This window comes from Rhodococcus sp. WWJCD1 (assembly GCF_002258735.1).
Taxonomy (GTDB): Bacteria; Actinomycetota; Actinomycetes; order Mycobacteriales; family Mycobacteriaceae; genus Rhodococcoides.
In genome coordinates, this window is record NZ_NOXY01000024.1 from 1 (window position 1) to 15,176 (window position 15,176).

The 15,176-nt window shown below is 64.8% G+C and carries 15 protein-coding genes and 1 rRNA gene; 8 read left to right on the forward strand and 8 right to left on the reverse strand.

Translation table 11 applies throughout. The features are described from left to right. A 5S ribosomal RNA gene (rrf, locus tag CH286_RS16825) occupies positions 1 to 97 on the forward strand; the annotation flags it as partial. Between the two features lie 181 nt (positions 98 to 278). After that, positions 279 to 899 (forward strand): DUF6188 family protein, encoded by a 621-nt coding sequence (locus tag CH286_RS16830; protein ID WP_176458269.1) that lies wholly within the window; start codon positions 279 to 281, stop codon positions 897 to 899. Here the strand turns inward: CH286_RS16830 and CH286_RS16835 are convergent. Then, a complete protein-coding gene (locus CH286_RS16835) occupies positions 878 to 1,627 on the reverse strand; it encodes a YqjF family protein (RefSeq protein ID WP_255182682.1) in 750 nt (249 codons plus the stop codon). The two genes, CH286_RS16830 and CH286_RS16835, sit on opposite strands and share 22 nt — an antisense overlap. A 23-nt stretch (positions 1,628 to 1,650) precedes the next feature. Beyond that, entirely contained in the window at positions 1,651 to 2,319 is a 669-nt protein-coding gene (locus CH286_RS16840; protein ID WP_094609813.1) for an SIMPL domain-containing protein, read from the reverse strand. Positions 2,320 to 2,406: 87 nt separating this feature from the next. Here CH286_RS16840 and CH286_RS16845 point away from each other — a divergent pair, with 87 nt between their 5' ends. Then, complete coding sequence (locus CH286_RS16845; protein WP_094609814.1) at positions 2,407 to 3,399, forward strand: isopenicillin N synthase family dioxygenase; 993 nt, start codon at positions 2,407 to 2,409, stop codon at positions 3,397 to 3,399. Here CH286_RS16845 and CH286_RS16850 read toward each other — a convergent pair. Further along, on the reverse strand, positions 3,393 to 3,821 hold the full coding sequence (locus CH286_RS16850; protein ID WP_032402959.1) for a DoxX family protein: 429 nt from the start codon (positions 3,819 to 3,821) through the stop codon (positions 3,393 to 3,395). The two genes, CH286_RS16845 and CH286_RS16850, sit on opposite strands and share 7 nt — an antisense overlap. A gap of 34 nt (positions 3,822 to 3,855) precedes the next feature. Here CH286_RS16850 and CH286_RS16855 point away from each other — a divergent pair, with 34 nt between their 5' ends. Beyond that, complete coding sequence (locus CH286_RS16855) at positions 3,856 to 4,923, forward strand: DNA polymerase IV (protein WP_094609815.1); 1,068 nt, start codon at positions 3,856 to 3,858, stop codon at positions 4,921 to 4,923. On the opposite strand, the gene CH286_RS16860 is transcribed toward CH286_RS16855, so the two are convergent. From CH286_RS16860 to CH286_RS16870, 3 genes are all read right to left on the reverse strand, one after another. Then, entirely contained in the window at positions 4,924 to 5,628 is a 705-nt protein-coding gene (locus CH286_RS16860; RefSeq protein ID WP_094609816.1) for a TerD family protein, read from the reverse strand. A gap of 197 nt (positions 5,629 to 5,825) precedes the next feature. Further along, positions 5,826 to 7,577 carry a pyruvate dehydrogenase gene (locus CH286_RS16865; protein ID WP_094609817.1) on the reverse strand — a complete coding sequence of 584 codons (1,752 nt, stop codon included), beginning with the start codon at positions 7,575 to 7,577 and terminating at the stop codon, positions 5,826 to 5,828. A gap of 206 nt (positions 7,578 to 7,783) precedes the next feature. After that, positions 7,784 to 8,896, reverse strand: coding sequence for a YbfB/YjiJ family MFS transporter (locus CH286_RS16870; protein ID WP_094609818.1), 1,113 nt, complete (start codon positions 8,894 to 8,896; stop codon positions 7,784 to 7,786). Positions 8,897 to 9,053: 157 nt separating this feature from the next. On the opposite strand from CH286_RS16870, the gene CH286_RS16875 reads away from it, so the two are divergent. The 4 genes from CH286_RS16875 to CH286_RS16890 are packed head-to-tail and all read left to right on the forward strand — an operon-like array spanning position 9,054 to position 11,837. Beyond that, positions 9,054 to 9,353: a type VII secretion target gene (locus CH286_RS16875; protein ID WP_094609819.1), complete on the forward strand. Its 300-nt coding sequence runs from the start codon at positions 9,054 to 9,056 to the stop codon at positions 9,351 to 9,353. Further along, positions 9,350 to 10,357 carry a hypothetical protein gene (locus CH286_RS16880; protein ID WP_094609820.1) on the forward strand — a complete coding sequence of 336 codons (1,008 nt, stop codon included), beginning with the start codon at positions 9,350 to 9,352 and terminating at the stop codon, positions 10,355 to 10,357. The genes CH286_RS16875 and CH286_RS16880 overlap by 4 nt, the downstream gene beginning before the upstream one ends. Then, a complete protein-coding gene (locus tag CH286_RS16885) occupies positions 10,354 to 11,310 on the forward strand; it encodes a hypothetical protein (protein WP_094609821.1) in 957 nt (318 codons plus the stop codon). The genes CH286_RS16880 and CH286_RS16885 overlap by 4 nt, the downstream gene beginning before the upstream one ends. After that, positions 11,307 to 11,837: an LpqN/LpqT family lipoprotein gene (locus CH286_RS16890; protein ID WP_094609822.1), complete on the forward strand. Its 531-nt coding sequence runs from the start codon at positions 11,307 to 11,309 to the stop codon at positions 11,835 to 11,837. Before CH286_RS16885 ends, CH286_RS16890 begins: the two co-directional genes overlap by 4 nt. Before the next feature lies 1 nt (position 11,838). On the opposite strand, the gene CH286_RS16895 is transcribed toward CH286_RS16890, so the two are convergent. After that, a complete protein-coding gene (locus CH286_RS16895; protein WP_094609823.1) occupies positions 11,839 to 12,762 on the reverse strand; it encodes an ABC transporter substrate-binding protein in 924 nt (307 codons plus the stop codon). A gap of 73 nt (positions 12,763 to 12,835) precedes the next feature. Continuing rightward, positions 12,836 to 15,139 carry an ATP-binding cassette domain-containing protein gene (locus tag CH286_RS16900; protein WP_255182683.1) on the reverse strand — a complete coding sequence of 768 codons (2,304 nt, stop codon included), beginning with the start codon at positions 15,137 to 15,139 and terminating at the stop codon, positions 12,836 to 12,838. Positions 15,140 to 15,176 lie beyond the last annotated feature (37 nt).

Below are 15,176 nucleotides of genomic sequence, written 5' to 3' on the forward strand. Positions count from 1 at the left end.
GGAAACGCCCGGTCCCATTCCGAACCCGGAAGCTAAGCCCTCCAGCGCCGATGGTACTGCACTCGACAGGGTGTGGGAGAGTAGGACACCGCCGAACACAACATTCCGTAATGCCCCCGACCTCACGGTCGGGGGCATTACGCATTTCGAAACCACAACCGCCACAGCCGAACCCGCGCACACCGATCGCGACACCGACGACTCTCCAGCCCCGCCGCCCCGGGTGTGCCGTGCTCGGTTATGTACCGGGACTCGGTTCTGTGGCACAGTCGAAGTCGATGAAACTCGCCGTCGATCAGCACCGTGTCAGCAGAATTCTGCTCGATTTCGATCTGACCATCGAATTCGACGATGGAGCCACCGTTTCCTTCAGCGAAGTGGTGATCGATGACCTCACGGTCGACGAAGACAATCAGTTCGAGGGTTTACGGGCCTTCGCGGCTTTGCACGGTCTCGTGTGCGAGGACGTCGACTACGACCGATCGGGCGTGCTGCGGATGGCGTTCGCCGGCGGGCACACAGTGGTGGCTCGTCCCCGCGACGAAGTCGAATCCTGGGAGTACTGCGCCGCAGACGGGTCCACCGTCCTGTGCGGACCGGATGGAGCCGTCGAATCGTGGCCGGCCCCCGAGCACCCCAGTACGGAGGGGCCGACCGTCGAAGGTCTCCCGTCCATCGGAGCCACTGTAGTTCGGTTGTCGACGGGTGACGAGCCGGCTGTCGAATTCTCGGACGGCACAAAGCTTCTGTTCGACCTTCCGCTCGATTCCGGCTATCTCGTCTTGCGGGAGAGCGTCACGTCGAGCTCGAGCTCCGAAGAAGGCGACGAGGCCCGCGGCGATTGGGTAGTCGAGCTGTCCTCGGGACACGTGATCTTCTATCGGCCGCGAACCGTGTAGGGCTTTCCGAACTGGGTTTCGACTCCCGGTGAATACAGCACCGAGTCCGGCGGTCGTGTGCTGACGCCGGGCAGGCCTGCCGCAGCAACGAGTTCATCGGAGCAGTGGGTCAGTTCGGCATCGACCAGGTTCCAGTGCCGGTGCACGTTCGGTACGTACAGCAGCCGGCCGGCCAGCGAGGTGTGCAACCCCCATCGCGCGGTGAGAAACACGGCCAGTGAGTTCTCGGACATGTCGCGTGTTCCTCGGACAATTCCGAAATTGGTCGTGGCACCGCGATGCGGGGGAGCGAGCCGCTTGCTGCGGTATCCGATCGTGGTGGTGTCATCGTCGATGTCGATCGATGCCCATCGATACGGAATGCGGGCGACGTTGGTGCCCAACACGACTGCCAGTCGGGAAGCCTCCAGCGATCTGAACACGACGCCGCGTCGACCCTCTGCGTCGACGGAGTAGAGCCGGACATTGATCTCCCCGAACGTACCGAAGTAAGGAACCGGGTGCCGATATCCGAGTCCGGCACCGACCATGTGAAAGCCGATCAGGCCGACCCAGGTCGAACCGTCGAACTCGTCCGGTTCACATCCTTCGGGAAGCAGCGGGGCGACGGCCGAACTCGGGACTTGCCAATGCAAGAAGACCAGCCGTTCCCAGCGCTGATCCATCAGGATCGGACGAGGCAAGAGCGGTGGCCGCGGCCAGAGGCGTCGGGCATCGTCTCGATTCATGGTTCGAGCGTATGCGCGCGGAGTCAGGTAGCGGTGAATCGGGCGTGCACGCTCGCAACGATCGTGATGTTCTCGGGTTTGAGCGCGAACCCGGCCGGGGCCGACTTCGCGGCGAACATGCGAGGCGAGGCGTCGGGGCCACCGTGCTCGGCGGTCCCCGGCAGCAGACCTGGATCGGCTATCGCGACGGCGTGCACGCTCGTTCTCCCCAGGCTCGACGCGTAAGCCTCGGCCTTGGCCACCGCGTCCTGAACGGCGAGTTCGCGTACTGCCAGCGTGTGCGAGATCCGGCTCGATTCGGTCAGGTCCCAATCGAAGTGATCGATCGACACACCCTCGAGCGCAGAGGAGGCGTAGACGAAGGCATCGACGAGGTCGAGCTGGCTGAACTGTACTTCCACCGACGCCTCCGCCTGGTAGACGTACGGCAGTTGTTCGCCGTCGTGGTTGAACGGCCGGTTCCGCGAGTGCCGCACCTGATCGACGGACCATCGATCGATGGGGCCGCCGTCGCTGCTGTAGAGCGGCTCGACAAGACGCGTCAGCTCGCGGACTAGTTGTTGGGCCGGCTCGGACGCCGACTCCGCCGTTCGTCCGTCGGTACGGACGGTCAGCGACAGCGTGCACTGCTCGGGCGGATAGGTGGCTGCGCCGTGACCGACGACTGTGATGTCGAGTGCTCCATGGCTCATGGCGTCCAGTGTGGCATTGGCGCATGGATATTCACGGAACCTCAACAGTGCTGGCCGCCGCGTCAGGTGGGGAGGACAATCGCGAGCATGCTTCCTGTTCTCGATCTTGCTTCGGCCGAAAAGGACCCCTCCGCGTTCGAGCGGGCACTACGCGAGGCCGCCCATCGGTCGGGCTTCTTCTACCTTGTCGGGCACGGGATCGAGACCGAGCGAATGCACGACGTGCTGCGTCTGGCACGGGAGTTCTTTGCTGTGTCGGACGATGTCAAAGACGAGATCAGTCAGCTGAAGAGCCCTCATTTCCGCGGCTATTCGCGGGTGGGCGGAGAGCTGACCAACGGCCGAGTGGATTGGCGGGAGCAGATCGACATCGGACCCGAACGGCCGGCACTCGATGGGGCCGAGGGGTACTGGAACCTTCAGGGTCCTAATCTGTGGCCGTCACAGCCCCCAGGGTTCAGAGAGACGTTCGAGGACTGGGAACGCACGGTGTCCGGTCTCGGACTTCGTCTCCTACGGCATTGGGCGCAATCCCTCGGAGCCCCCGAGAATGTGTTCGACGAGGCCTTCGCCACCGCGCCCGCAACGCTCATGAAGGTCGTCCGCTATCCGGGTACCCCCGATCATTCGCAGGGCGTCGGCGCACACAAGGATTCCGGGGTGCTGACGCTGCTCCTCGTCGAACCGGATTCGTCCGGACTGCAGGTGGAGACGACTCCCGATACGTGGATCGATGTGCCGCCCTTGGCCGGGGCATTCATCGTCAACATCGGCGAGTTGTTGGAAGTGGCGACCGGCGGCTATCTCCGGGCCACGCGGCACCGGGTGGTCGCGCCAGGCCCCGGCAGCGACCGGATATCGGTGCCACACTTCTTGAGCCCGGCGCTCGATGCCGTCGTACCGGTCATCGAACTGCCTGCCGAATTTGCGCAGCATTCACGGGGAGTCGAGAACGACCCCGACAACCCCATCTACAGCACCTACGGCGAGAACGCATGGAAGTCCCGCACGCGAGCACACCCCGACGTGGCGCAGTTGCACCACGGCATCGTTCCGGCCGGGCAGCGGTCCGCCTACTGACTCCGGCTGCGCCCGTGTCGTGACAGTCGATACTGCGCCCATGCCCCGGTGCACCACAGCGCCCACAGGATCAACAGTGGCTGGAACAGCAATCGGATTCCTCGTGCCGTGTCGGAGTCGAGGCCGAACGCGTCGGTGTGCGTGACGAACTGTGAAATGTTGCCGGGGAACACCGCGACGAAGAAGGCCGCGACCACCCAGCCGACGAGCGGTGCGCGAGCAGTCCAGAACAGCAGTGCCAGCCCGAGCACGATCTCGACGACCCCCGAAGCCAGCACAACGAAGTCGGTGCTCAGTGGCACCCACCCGGGCACCTGGGCTGCGAACGTACTGCGTGCCCAGAACAGGTGGCTCAGGCCGGCGAAGACGAGGAACGCCCCGAGTACGACCCGGCCGATGGTGCGAGATATCGATTTGGTCATTGCGCCATGAGACACCACGGGCACACTGGGCACCATGACCGGGAGCACCCCAACCGACCCAGGGCGTCGCCGATGGGTACTGCACGTCGACCTCGACCAGTTCATCGCTGCCGTCGAAGTGCTGCGCAACCCCGATCTGGTAGGCAAAGCCGTGGTGGTCGGCGGTAGGGGAGATCCCACCGAGCGCGGTGTGGTCTCGACGGCGTCGTACGAGGCGAGGGCCAAGGGTGTCGGTTCCGGGATGCCGCTGCGCATTGCCGCGAAGAAGATCCCCGACGCGGTCTTTCTCCCGGTCGACAAACCGGCATACGACGAGGCGTCGGCGATGGTGATGGACACGCTGCGGACGTTGGGTGTCGTAGTCGAGGTGATCGGCTGGGACGAAGCATTTCTCGGTGTCGAGACCGATGACCCGGAGCGCTTCGCCAAGACAGTGCACGACGCGGTGTTCGACGCGACAGGGTTGCATTGCTCGGTCGGCATCGGAGACAACAAGTTACGAGCCAAGATCGCCACCGACTTCGACAAACCGCAGGGCATCTACCGCCTGACACAGAGCAATTGGTTCGAGGTGATGGGTGAGCGTGGTACCGACGCGCTGTGGGGGATCGGCAAGAAGATCTCGAAGAGGCTCACCGCACTGGGCATCTCGACCGTTCGTGAATTGGCCGATGCCGACGATGCGGACCTGGCTGCGGCGTTCGGACCGAAGATCGGCCCCTGGCTCGGTACGAAGGGGCGGGGTATCGATCTCGCGCCGGTCACGTCCGAGCCGTGGGTAGCGCGATCACACAGTCGCGAAGTCACGTTCCAGACCAACGTCGCCGATTGGGCCGTGATTCGGCAAGAGGTCGCGGCTCTGACATCGAAAGTGTTGGCAGACATCGAAGCCGAGAACCGGCCGGCCGTGCGAGCGGCACTGAAGATACGCTACGCACCGTTCGAGACGCATACCGTCAGCGCGCCGATCGCCGGAGCGCCGACCTTCGATCCGGAGATTCTGACCTCGGCTGCAGTGGCCCTCGTCGATCGCCTCGACCACAATCGAGAGGTTCGACTGATCGGCGTCCGGCTGGAAATGACTCCGCCGCAACCTCTCTGACTACTTGCGCCCCGCCGCCCAGCGCAGTCCCCAACCGTACTTCTTGTCCAGGTCGGCCTGGCTACCCTGGATGTACTCCACCTCACGGGTGACCGTGATTCCGGCAGAAGTGTTCTCCAACAATGCGATCGAGCAGATCCGCGCAGAGTTCTCGGCCGAGTCGAGTCGTACCTCCACCTGAGGTCCGCTGGTGGGGTACAGCGTCACCACTCCGTCGACGGCCGCCCAGTTCGGTGCGCCGTCGTAGATCATCGCGAAGATCAGGATGCGGGCAAACTTCTCGGGGTGGGCGAGATTGATGTGCATGTTCTCGCCGCCGCTGACCGAGCCGGAACGGTCGTCGCCGTCGAGCGCGATGAACGGCGCATCCTGCAGCGAACCGAAGCTGTTGCCGAGCGCCTGTACGACGCCTTTGGAGCCGTCGCGCAATTCGTAGAGGCACCCGAGGTCGAGATCGACTCCGCCCGAACCGTACGACGCGGCAGCCAGCTTGGCCAGGAAGCCCTTCTTCTTCGGCTGTGCAGCGGGTGCGCCGGTGGACCAGTTCAGGTTGACCCGCATCGAACCCTGCTTCTCGCCGGACTTGGTGAGGCTGATCGTCGGCGACGCCTTGGACAGCGTCACTTTGCTCAGACTGACCGGAGCACCGGCCTGCGGCGCCGAGGATTGCCCGGTCGAGGGCTTGCGGGTGTAGTCGATGGCCATGGTGGTGCCTTCCGAACGGTCGATTCCCGGATCGTGATGTCCGGTTTGGGCGGTCCGTCGAGAATAGCTGCAAACTTGGCGATCGACGCTCGGTGTCGGCCGGACGTCGACCGGTGGATCGAGGCACCTGCGACAGAACTCGGCGCGACGAGCGAGACCTCGCGGGTAACCCGTCGCGCCGATGTCGAGAGGTGCGACTACGGCCGGGGCACGTTGCGCAGATTCGACTTCGCCATCCGAACCGCCTCGCCGACGCCGCCGTTCAGTACGACTTTGCTCATCGCGAGCGCGAATCCCTTGATCTGCTCCCCGGTGATGGTCGGCGGAACGGACAGCGCGAGCGGATCGGTGATCAACTGGACCAGTGCCGGGCCGTCGACCGCGAAAGCAGCCTCGAGTGCGCTGCGGATGTCCTCCGACTTCTCGACGCGTTGCGCGTGAAGGCCCGCTGCGGCTGCGATGCCCGTGTAGTCGACCTGGGGCACGTCCACGCCGAAGTCGGGTAGGCCGTCGACGAGCATCTCGGCCTTGACCATGCCGAGCGTCGAATTGTCGAACAGCACGATTTTGACGGGCAGCTTGTACATCGCGACGGTCAAGAGTTCGGAAAGCAGCATCGAGAACCCGCCGTCGCCGGAGATCGACACGACCTGGCGGCCCGGATTGGCGAACTGCGCTCCGATGGCGTGTGGCAACGCGTTGGCCATGGATCCGTGCAGCATCGACGCGACGAAAGCTCTTCTGCCGGTTGGGTTGATGTAGCGCGCGGTCCACACGTTGCACATGCCGGTGTCGGTGGTGAACACTGCGTCGTCGGCAGCAAGGTCGTCGAGAACCGATGCGGCGTACTCGGGGTGGATCGGAACGAGCTTCTCGGCGTTGCGGGTGTACGCGCCGACGGTCTTCCCCATCAGGTCGTTGTGCTTGTCGACCCACTTCTCCACGTAGCGGCGGTCGGTCTTGCGAGTGACCAATGGCTGCAACGCATTCAAGGTTGCCCGAACATCACCGTGGATCGGGTACTGCACCGAGGTTCGACGTCCCAGCTTGGTGGGATCGATGTCGATCTGCGCGGTCGTGACGTCCTCGGGAAGGAACTGCTGATACGGAAAGTCGGTGCCGAGCAGGATGAGCAGATCGGCGTCGTGGATCCCGGCATGCGCAGCTCCGTACCCGAGCAGCCCCGTCATGCCGACGTCGTACGGGTTGTCGTACTGGATGAACTCCTTGCCGCGCAACGAATGTCCGACGGGAGCGCCGATGGTGTCGGCGAATGCGACCACCTCGTCATGGGCACCCTTGACGCCGTAACCGGCGAAGATGGCAACTTTCTCGGCGTTGTTGATGGCGTCGGCCAGTGTCTGGATGTCCGCCGCGGGCGGTGTGACGATCGGTGCCGAGGGAATGGCGATGGGGTCCATCGTTCCGGCGGCCGACAGCTCAGCGATATCGCCCGGGAGCGTCAGAACAGACACCCCGCCCCCGGTGATGGCGGCATTGATCGCCGCACGGAACACCCGAGGTGCCTGCTCCGCGGTGGAGATGAACTCGTTGTAGAGCGAGCATTCGCCGAAGAGTCGATCGGGGTGTGTCTCCTGGAAGTAGCCCGAGCCGATCTCACTGCTGGGAATGTGCGACGCGATCGCCAGAACCGGTGCGCCGGAACGGTGTGCGTCGAACAGTCCGTTGATCAGATGCAGGTTGCCCGGGCCACACGAACCCGCACACACGGCCAGCGCGCCGGTGGTTTGCGCGTCGGCGGAAGCAGCGAACGCAGCGGCCTCCTCGTGGCGTACATGAATCCAGTCGATGCCGCCCTTGGCCGATCCGCCGGTGCGACGCACTGCATCGACCACAGGATTGAGACTGTCGCCGACGATGCCGTAGATGCGTTGTACGCCGGCGTCGACGAGTCCTCGAACGAGCTGATCGGCCACTGTGGTGGGCATGTGCAATTCTCCTCGGATGTAGTGGCGCGTTCGGATCGATGTGCCTCACGTGCGCCAGTTCGACGCCTTCCCTGTGCCGAGGGCGTATCAAACATAGAAGTGCAGCACGATCGGTACCGCAAGAGGAAAGACCAGGTAGAGGCCCGACGCGATCTCCGTCACGTGGCGATATTCCTGCCAGCACCCAACCGGTTTTGCGGGTGGCCCTACGCAGACAACCGCATCACCCGGAGGGACGCTACGGTTCCCAGCACCAGCACCCCGGTCGCGATGGCGAAGGCGATCGAGTACGAGTCGCCGATCGCCGGCGCGACGACCAACGGCCCCACCACCTGACCGACGCCGTAGACCGCCGTCAGCGTCGCCGCGGTACGTCCGATGGGCAATGTCTGGGCGGTACTCATCGTCAGCATCGTGATGCCCATGAACGTTCCGCCGAACAACAGAGCCGAGATCACGGCGGCGACGGTATTTCCGGTCAGAGCGGGAAGGACCGCGGCGATGGTCTGCAATGCGAATGCTGCCACCAGAGCGCTGCGCATGCTGGTTCGCCGAGCAATTCCCTGCCACAACACGGTCGCCGGTACCGCGGCGAATCCGACGACGATCCACACCGCCGGACCTACCGACGTGCTGCCGTGGCCACCGACCGCTGCCACGAGAAACGTGCCGACGACGATGTACCCGAGGCCCTCGAGGAAGTACGCGACGAGCAGTGTCCGCCACACCGCCCTGGTTCCAGCGTTCACCTGCCCGGACTCGGACCGCCCTCCAGGCTCGGGGTGTACTCGAAGCGTCCACGCCGGGGCGACGAGCACTGCAGTCAGTATCGCCGAGCACACCCACAGCGCCTCCCAGGACATGTGCGGTCCGACGAGCAGGGTCAGAATTCCCGACGCCGCGATGCCTGCGCCGACGCCGCCGAAAGCGATACCAGGGGAGGCACCTTCGGCGCGATGTTTCGTCACGGTGCTCGCGCACGCGATGAAAACCGCGGCGCTCGCCAGGCCGGCCAGGAACCTCAGCGCCGAGAACGCTGCGGTGGAATGCACTGCAGCCATGGCCAATTCGCTGGCCACAAGCACGACCGTCCACAGCCTGAACGACGTCGTCGTATTGATCGACGGGCGCACGGACAACACGATTGCCCCGACGAGATAGCCGGCATAGTTCGCGGTTGCGATGACGGCACCGCTGCTCGGCGTCAGCTCCGCCGCGTCGACCATGATCGGTAGTAGCGGCGTGAACACGAAGCGCCCGACGCCCATCGCGGCCGCGAGTCCGGCCGCGGCAGCGAACGATAGTCGACGGCCGTTCATGCGGTTGCCCCCCCTTGGGTCGTTAGCCGGGTCAACGGTACGCGTCCCATTCGCGTCTGCGGAACCGGACCGGAGGGAACCGATCCGATCCGGCAGGCGTCAAACCCGATGACGCCGATTCACCGGGCGTCGATACGGTGCGACTCGGGGGAGTGTCATGACAGTGAATGTGGATCCAGTGATCCTGCGGCAGTTCTCGAATGTGTTGTCGGGAACCGGGGAGGCGATTGCCGAGTTGGATACCCTCGCCCCGTTCCGGGAATCCGAGAATGCGCTGCAGGGTACCGACTTCGGCGCAGCATGTGCGGCGGCGGCCGCAGCAGCGGCGGGAGCTGTTGCGGCACTGGCCGGCCGGGCCGAATGCGTCGCGGACATCGCACGCGGTGTTGCGCAGAACTACGAGATCGCCGACGACGAACTCGCCCGCCGCCTCGCCGCAATGGACGAGCCGAAATGACACCGACCGTGCCGCACGTCGCCGGCTGGGAGCCGGAGTCGATGCGTAAGACGATGATCGAACTGGCCGAGATCGTCGAGCGAGTCAACGGTCAACGCACCAGCGTGTTGGACGAGCAGGATGTGCTGGCCGAGACATGGACCGGCGACGCAGCAGGCGCAGCGGCCGAGCGCGTGGTGACCGAATGCTCCAGGATGAGCTCGGTGTGCGGTGAGATCGATTCGCTCGGTAAGGCATTCGAGACCGCAGCAGGAATGGTCGACGCCGCGAAGGCGCACCTGCAGGCGCAGGTGTCGGCAGCAACGACCAGCGGGTTCGCCGTACGGGCAGACGGTGTGGTCGATCCCGACGGGATGATTGCGCTGATCCCGGACAGTCTGGGCGAAGAGAAAGTACGCCAGGCCGATGAACTGCGCTCTGCTGCAGCGCAGTTGACTCGGGATATTCAGAGTGCTCTGAACCAGGCCGACAAGGCCGCGCTCGACGCTGCCGAGCAGCTGGTCGGCCCCACGAAGCTGTTGACAGAGTTGGCGCTCACCAGCCCGACCGGACAGTTCGTGGAGAACCCGGACGGATCGTTCTCGTGGATGCCGGATTGGCCGACGACCGTGGCGGCGTCGGTCATCGGTGCAATGACCGACGCAACGAAGAGGGCGCTGGAACTTCCAGGTGTCGGTTCCGTGGACGACGTCGCCAGAAACATCGGTCGCGGACTCGGGGCATTCGGTGCGGTCGCCGGAACGATTCCCTCGATTGCACACGATATCGACGAAGGAGTGGACCCGACCGAGGCAATCCTGGTGAATTCGGCGAGCACGGCCGTCGGTCTGGCGGCCGCAAGCTACGTGACGTACGCGCTCGCAGGACTCGGGGGCGCAGCGGGCTCATGGTTTCCGGGTCCTGGAACGGTTGCCGGCGCCGCCGCAGGGGTCGCGTTGGGAACCCTCGTCGGGGGCACCGTGAGCCACGGCGTGTCCAAAGCTTTCGAGTGGACATTGCGATGACCGACCGCAGAGACGATCGTGCCGTGCCGCGGCAGGAGGGTCCTCCGGCATATTCGGTTCGTAAAAGCGTTGTGGGACCGCCGAAGCCACTGTGGGTGCGAACGTGGCGCAGTGTGCATGTCGGGTGGCTCATAGCGTTCGTCGGTCTCGCTGGGGCATCCGTAGCGATTCTTGTGACCCTCGTCCTTCTGTTCGAGCCCCTTCCCCCGGATGTGCTCATGGGCTTGTTGTGGCCCGCGTTTCTGGTGATCGTGGCACTCGGACAGTCTGTGGTGATGTCCGGTGTAGGATCTGTGCGGCTGTCGCGTTTCGTGCGACCGATCGAGGTGGCTGCGGAGGGACGTGGTTTGTCCGTGCCCGGGCGGGGAGACTTCCTGATCCGGAGCTTCATCTTCGCCCTCGCGGTTCTGTTCGGCTTTTCCTATTTCTACTGGAGGGACGACGAACCTGGACGTCGCCAGTTCAGGGCGGAGATCTCGACGCTCGTCGGAGCCCCGGTGGTGCTGCTGTGCTTCGTCCTGGGATTCGTCATCGTCAACCGGACGAGAATTTCGCTGCATCCCGACGGCATAGTGCAGGAGATCTATCGACGTCGGGCATGGAAGGTGACCAGCGACGTCACGGTTGTTCCGTGGGACGGGATTGTCGGCCTGCAGCCACAAACACATCCGAATCCGGCGGTGCCCCATCCGCACTTGTACCCCACTGTCCGGGTTGTGTATCGCGAAGCCGACAGCGAATCGGATCAGGAGCTGATACTGATGGTGTGCGAGAAGAAGGTCGAACCGAACTCGTTGCTCGCGCTGTTGCAATGGTGTCGCGACAATCCCTGGGCTCGTGAGCAACTGGGCCACGACGATGCGCGCGAGTTGCTGCGTCCACCCAGTCTGCTCGAGCGCATCCGCGCCGACCGAGCCGCCTCGATCTCCGTTGGAAGGAATGGTGTTCAATGACGGTTCGAGAGGGATCGATCGACAGTTTCCTGCAGCAGCAGGGTGTCGAGCTCGTGCCCGTACATCGCAGCGAATGCGACAGGTTCGGTCTCGAACTGCCGACAATGCCGGGCTGGGACCTGGTTCCCGAGCACCTGTTCCCGCATGCCACCGCGGTGCTGTGTTCGCCGGCGAATGCCGTCGACGGGTTCGTGCCGAATGCAATGGCTCTGGTGGGCAAGTTCACGCGATCAGTGGACCCGATAGCGTTGCTGGAATGCGGGTTCGGAGACTCGCGGGCGTTGCCAGGTTGGGTCGAGGTCAGTCGCGACCGAGCACCGCTGCGCGGACTCCCGTCCGTCTCGATCGCCGGTCGATACGACTGGGACGGTCGGACGCTGTTCGCCCGGACCCGCTATGTGGTCGTCCAGCACATCGTCGATCAGTACCTCGTGCAGATGACGGTCACCCTGCCCGACCTGACCAGGGATCGATTGGGTTGGGCAGCAGACGAGTTCGTAGACGAGGTGCGGATCGGGTACGAGTGACTCACGCAGGAATTTGCTGCACCACGGCGGCAACGGCCTCCACCTGGTCCGCGATGCGAGGACCCCATCGACTCGACAAATCCTCGTCCATCGCGAAAATCCTGCCGTCCCGGACGGCGGGCATTGCTCCCCACCCCGGCCGAGCTGCGACGGATTGGGCTGTCACTCCGCAGCATTGGGCGTCAGCGAGAAAGACCACGTCGGGGTCCGCGGTGATCACGGTCTCGGCGGACAGCTGCGGGTAGTCACCGGCATCGGAGCCGTCGGCGATGCTTTGCAGACCGAAGAGGCCGTAGATCTGCCCGACGAAGCTCTGGCTGGTCACGGTGTACAGCGTGTCGTCGAGTTCGTGGAAGTACGTCAGTGGCTCTTCGCGCGTCGGCACGCTGGCGACGGCCGCATCGATCCGGTCACGCATCTGCGCGACCACTGCGTCGCCTTCGGCGTCGTGCCCGGTCGCGTCGGCCACTTGTTCGATCTGCGAGTACGCGTCGTCAAGGCTTGTCGCGGCCGGCAGCAACAGCGTCGGGACCCCCGCCTCGGCCAGGGTGGATGTCACGATGCCCAAGTCGGTGGAGGTGATCACCAGATCGGGGTCGTACGCAACGATCGCCTCGAGGCTCGGCGTGAATGCCGACAGGCCGGTCTTGGGCGCGTCGGCCGGATAGTCCGACTGATCGTCGACGGCCGCAACCTGCTCACCCGCGCCGACGGCGAACAGGGTCTCCGTCGCCGTCGGGCTGAGCGAGACGATCGTGCGGGGCATCGCGGCGATGGTGACGGTCCCACCGTCAGAGCCCGACGCGATCGACTTGGGGAATTCCCCGGTCGGCGCGGCGGCTGAGGTGGTGGCCGGGGTATCGGTCGTCGCGCCACCGCACCCGGCTGCAAGAAGCGCGACGACCGCGAACCCTGCTGAGATCATTCGTGCCGATCGACGCTGCACTGCCACTCCTGTGTCCGATGTCCCTGGAGGGCCAACACTATCGGGTCTTCGGTCACCGTCCCAGGCTGCGCGCCAGGTACCGCCCGGTGTGGGTGTCCGAGGTGAGCAGCGCGTCCACCGGTCCGGTGAACGTGATCAGGCCGCCGTTGTGCCCGCCGTCGGGGCCGAGGTCGATGACCCAATCGGCGGCGGCAACGACGTCCAGGTTGTGTTCGATGACGATCACCGATCTGCCCTCGTCGACCATCCCGGACAGCAACGCGATCAGATTCGACACGTCCGACGGGTGAAGACCGGTCGTCGGTTCGTCGAGTACCAACACCGGTGACGATCCGACCAGCTCGGTGGCGAGCTTGAGGCGTTGGCGCTCGCCACCGGACAACGAGGAGAGGTTCTGGCCGAGGGAGAGGTAGCCGAGGCCGACGTCTCGGCACCGCCGCAGAATGTCGCGGATCTTCTTGACGTCGAAGAAGTCCTGCGCGTCCTCGACGGACATCTCGAAGATGTCGGCGATGCTGATGCCGTCGACGGTGTGCCGGATCGCGCCCGACCGAAATCGCCTGCCCTGGCACGTCTCACACGTGCTGGTCACCGGGTCGGTGAATCCGAGATCGGTGAAGATCACGCCACTGCCCTGGCAGTCGGGGCAGGCACCGTCGGAGTTGGGTGAGAACAGCGATGGCGGCTGGCCGGTCTTCTTGGCGAAGTACGCGCGGATCGGGTCGAGGAGTCCGGTGTACGTCGCGGGGGAGGAGCGGCGCGAGCCGCGGATGGGTGCCTGGTCGATGATCACGGCGTCCGGCGCGGCCTCGCGGAGGTGTCCGTGGATGAGCGAAGACTTTCCGGAACCGGCGACCCCGGTGACGGCGGTCAGCACCCCCAGCGGAACGTCGACGCTGACGTCGCGCAGATTGTGGGTGCTTGCTCCGGTGATGCTCAGCCAGCCGGAAGGGGCACGCGGAGTGCGCAATTCGATGTTCTCGCGTCGTAGTGCGGCACCGGTCCGGGTGTCGGCGTCGCGTAGCTCGTCGTAGGTTCCCTCGAACACGACTGTGCCGCCGGCCTTTCCAGCACCGGGTCCGATCTCGACGATGCGGTCGGCGATGGCCATCACCTCGGGGTCGTGCTCGACGACGAGGACGGTGTTGCCCTTGTCGCGGAGCGCGAGCAGCATGTCGTCGAGGCGGTGCACGTCGCGAGGATGCAACCCGGTGGTCGGCTCGTCGAAAACGTAGAGCATGTCGTTGAGTGTGGCTCCCAGGTGCCGGACCATCTTGATGCGCTGAGATTCACCACCGGAGAGCGACGACGTAGCGCGGTCCAGGCTGAGGTAGCCCAGTCCGAGATCGACGAGTCTGCGGAGCTGCGTGACGATTTCGCTCGTGAAGGTGCCCAAGCCCTTGATCTTCCAACCGTCGATGCGATCGGCGAGTTCGGATACCTGCATGGCGAACGCCTCGGGGAGGGAAAGCCCCTCGAGGGTGGCACCTCGGACGGTCTCGTTGTAGCGGGAGCCGCCGCAGGCCTCGCAGGTGCCCCGGGTGACGATGCGCTCGAACGCCAGCTTGGACTTTCCCTTGAGCGCATCGGCGTCCTTCGCCAGATAGCTGCGTCGGAAGCGGGAGACGATGCCCTCGTAGCTCTTCATGACTGCGTCGGGGTTCGTCACCTCGACCTCGCCGGGCTTGGCGTCGAAGAAGATGTGGCGCTCGCGGGCCGAGTACTGCTCGATCGGGACTTCCAGGTCGAACAGACCCGAGTCGGAGAACACCCGGTACGGCCATTTGCCGACCTCGAAGTCCGGATGCTTGAACGGCCCTTCTCGCAAGGACTTCGACTCGTCCACCAGTTCGCCGAGGTCGACGACCTTTGCTTCGCCGAGCCCCTCGCACTCGGGGCACATGCCGGCGGGGTCGTTGAACGAGAATGCGTTGGCGTAGCCGATCGACGGAGTGACGCCTCGGGACCAGAGCATGCGCAGCCAGTCCCCGATGTCGGTGATCGTGCCGACTGTCGAACGCGGGCCGCCGAAGAGACGCTTCTGATCGACGATCACGACGGCCGACAGGTTGGCGATCAGATCCGCGTCGGGCCGACCGTAGGACGGGAGGAACGTCTGCGCGAACGCGGTGAACGTGGAGTTGATCTGTCGTTGGGCCTCGGCTGCGATGGTGTCGAAGACGAGGGATGACTTGCCTGACCCGGAGACGCCGGCGAACACGACGAGCGAACGTTTGGGCAGGTCGAGGCTCACATCACGAAGATTGTTCTCGCGGGCACCGCGAACGATGATGGTGGACAGGTCTTGGGCAGGTGTGGCTGGCGGAGTGGAGATCATCGGCTGGGCTGGAGTCATTGCGCGGGAGTCGCCTTTCGCCGCCCCCGGCGCTGGT

Excerpts from the sequence above, each read along its gene's own strand:
- CH286_RS16830 (WP_176458269.1), top strand. The coding sequence starts at position 279 with ATGAAACTCGCCGTCGATCAGCACCGTGTCAGCAGAATTCTGCTCGAT.
- CH286_RS16835 (WP_255182682.1), bottom strand. The coding sequence starts at position 1,627 with ATGAATCGAGACGATGCCCGACGCCTCTGGCCGCGGCCACCGCTCTTG.
- CH286_RS16840 (WP_094609813.1), bottom strand. The coding sequence starts at position 2,319 with ATGAGCCATGGAGCACTCGACATCACAGTCGTCGGTCACGGCGCAGCC.
- CH286_RS16845 (WP_094609814.1), top strand. The coding sequence starts at position 2,407 with ATGCTTCCTGTTCTCGATCTTGCTTCGGCCGAAAAGGACCCCTCCGCG.
- CH286_RS16850 (WP_032402959.1), bottom strand. The coding sequence starts at position 3,821 with ATGACCAAATCGATATCTCGCACCATCGGCCGGGTCGTACTCGGGGCG.
- CH286_RS16855 (WP_094609815.1), top strand. The coding sequence starts at position 3,856 with ATGACCGGGAGCACCCCAACCGACCCAGGGCGTCGCCGATGGGTACTG.
- CH286_RS16860 (WP_094609816.1), bottom strand. The coding sequence starts at position 5,628 with ATGGCCATCGACTACACCCGCAAGCCCTCGACCGGGCAATCCTCGGCG.
- CH286_RS16865 (WP_094609817.1), bottom strand. The coding sequence starts at position 7,577 with ATGCCCACCACAGTGGCCGATCAGCTCGTTCGAGGACTCGTCGACGCC.
- CH286_RS16870 (WP_094609818.1), bottom strand. The coding sequence starts at position 8,896 with ATGAACGGCCGTCGACTATCGTTCGCTGCCGCGGCCGGACTCGCGGCC.
- CH286_RS16875 (WP_094609819.1), top strand. The coding sequence starts at position 9,054 with ATGACAGTGAATGTGGATCCAGTGATCCTGCGGCAGTTCTCGAATGTG.
- CH286_RS16880 (WP_094609820.1), top strand. The coding sequence starts at position 9,350 with ATGACACCGACCGTGCCGCACGTCGCCGGCTGGGAGCCGGAGTCGATG.
- CH286_RS16885 (WP_094609821.1), top strand. The coding sequence starts at position 10,354 with ATGACCGACCGCAGAGACGATCGTGCCGTGCCGCGGCAGGAGGGTCCT.
- CH286_RS16890 (WP_094609822.1), top strand. The coding sequence starts at position 11,307 with ATGACGGTTCGAGAGGGATCGATCGACAGTTTCCTGCAGCAGCAGGGT.
- CH286_RS16895 (WP_094609823.1), bottom strand. The coding sequence starts at position 12,762 with ATGATCTCAGCAGGGTTCGCGGTCGTCGCGCTTCTTGCAGCCGGGTGC.
- CH286_RS16900 (WP_255182683.1), bottom strand. The coding sequence starts at position 15,139 with ATGACTCCAGCCCAGCCGATGATCTCCACTCCGCCAGCCACACCTGCC.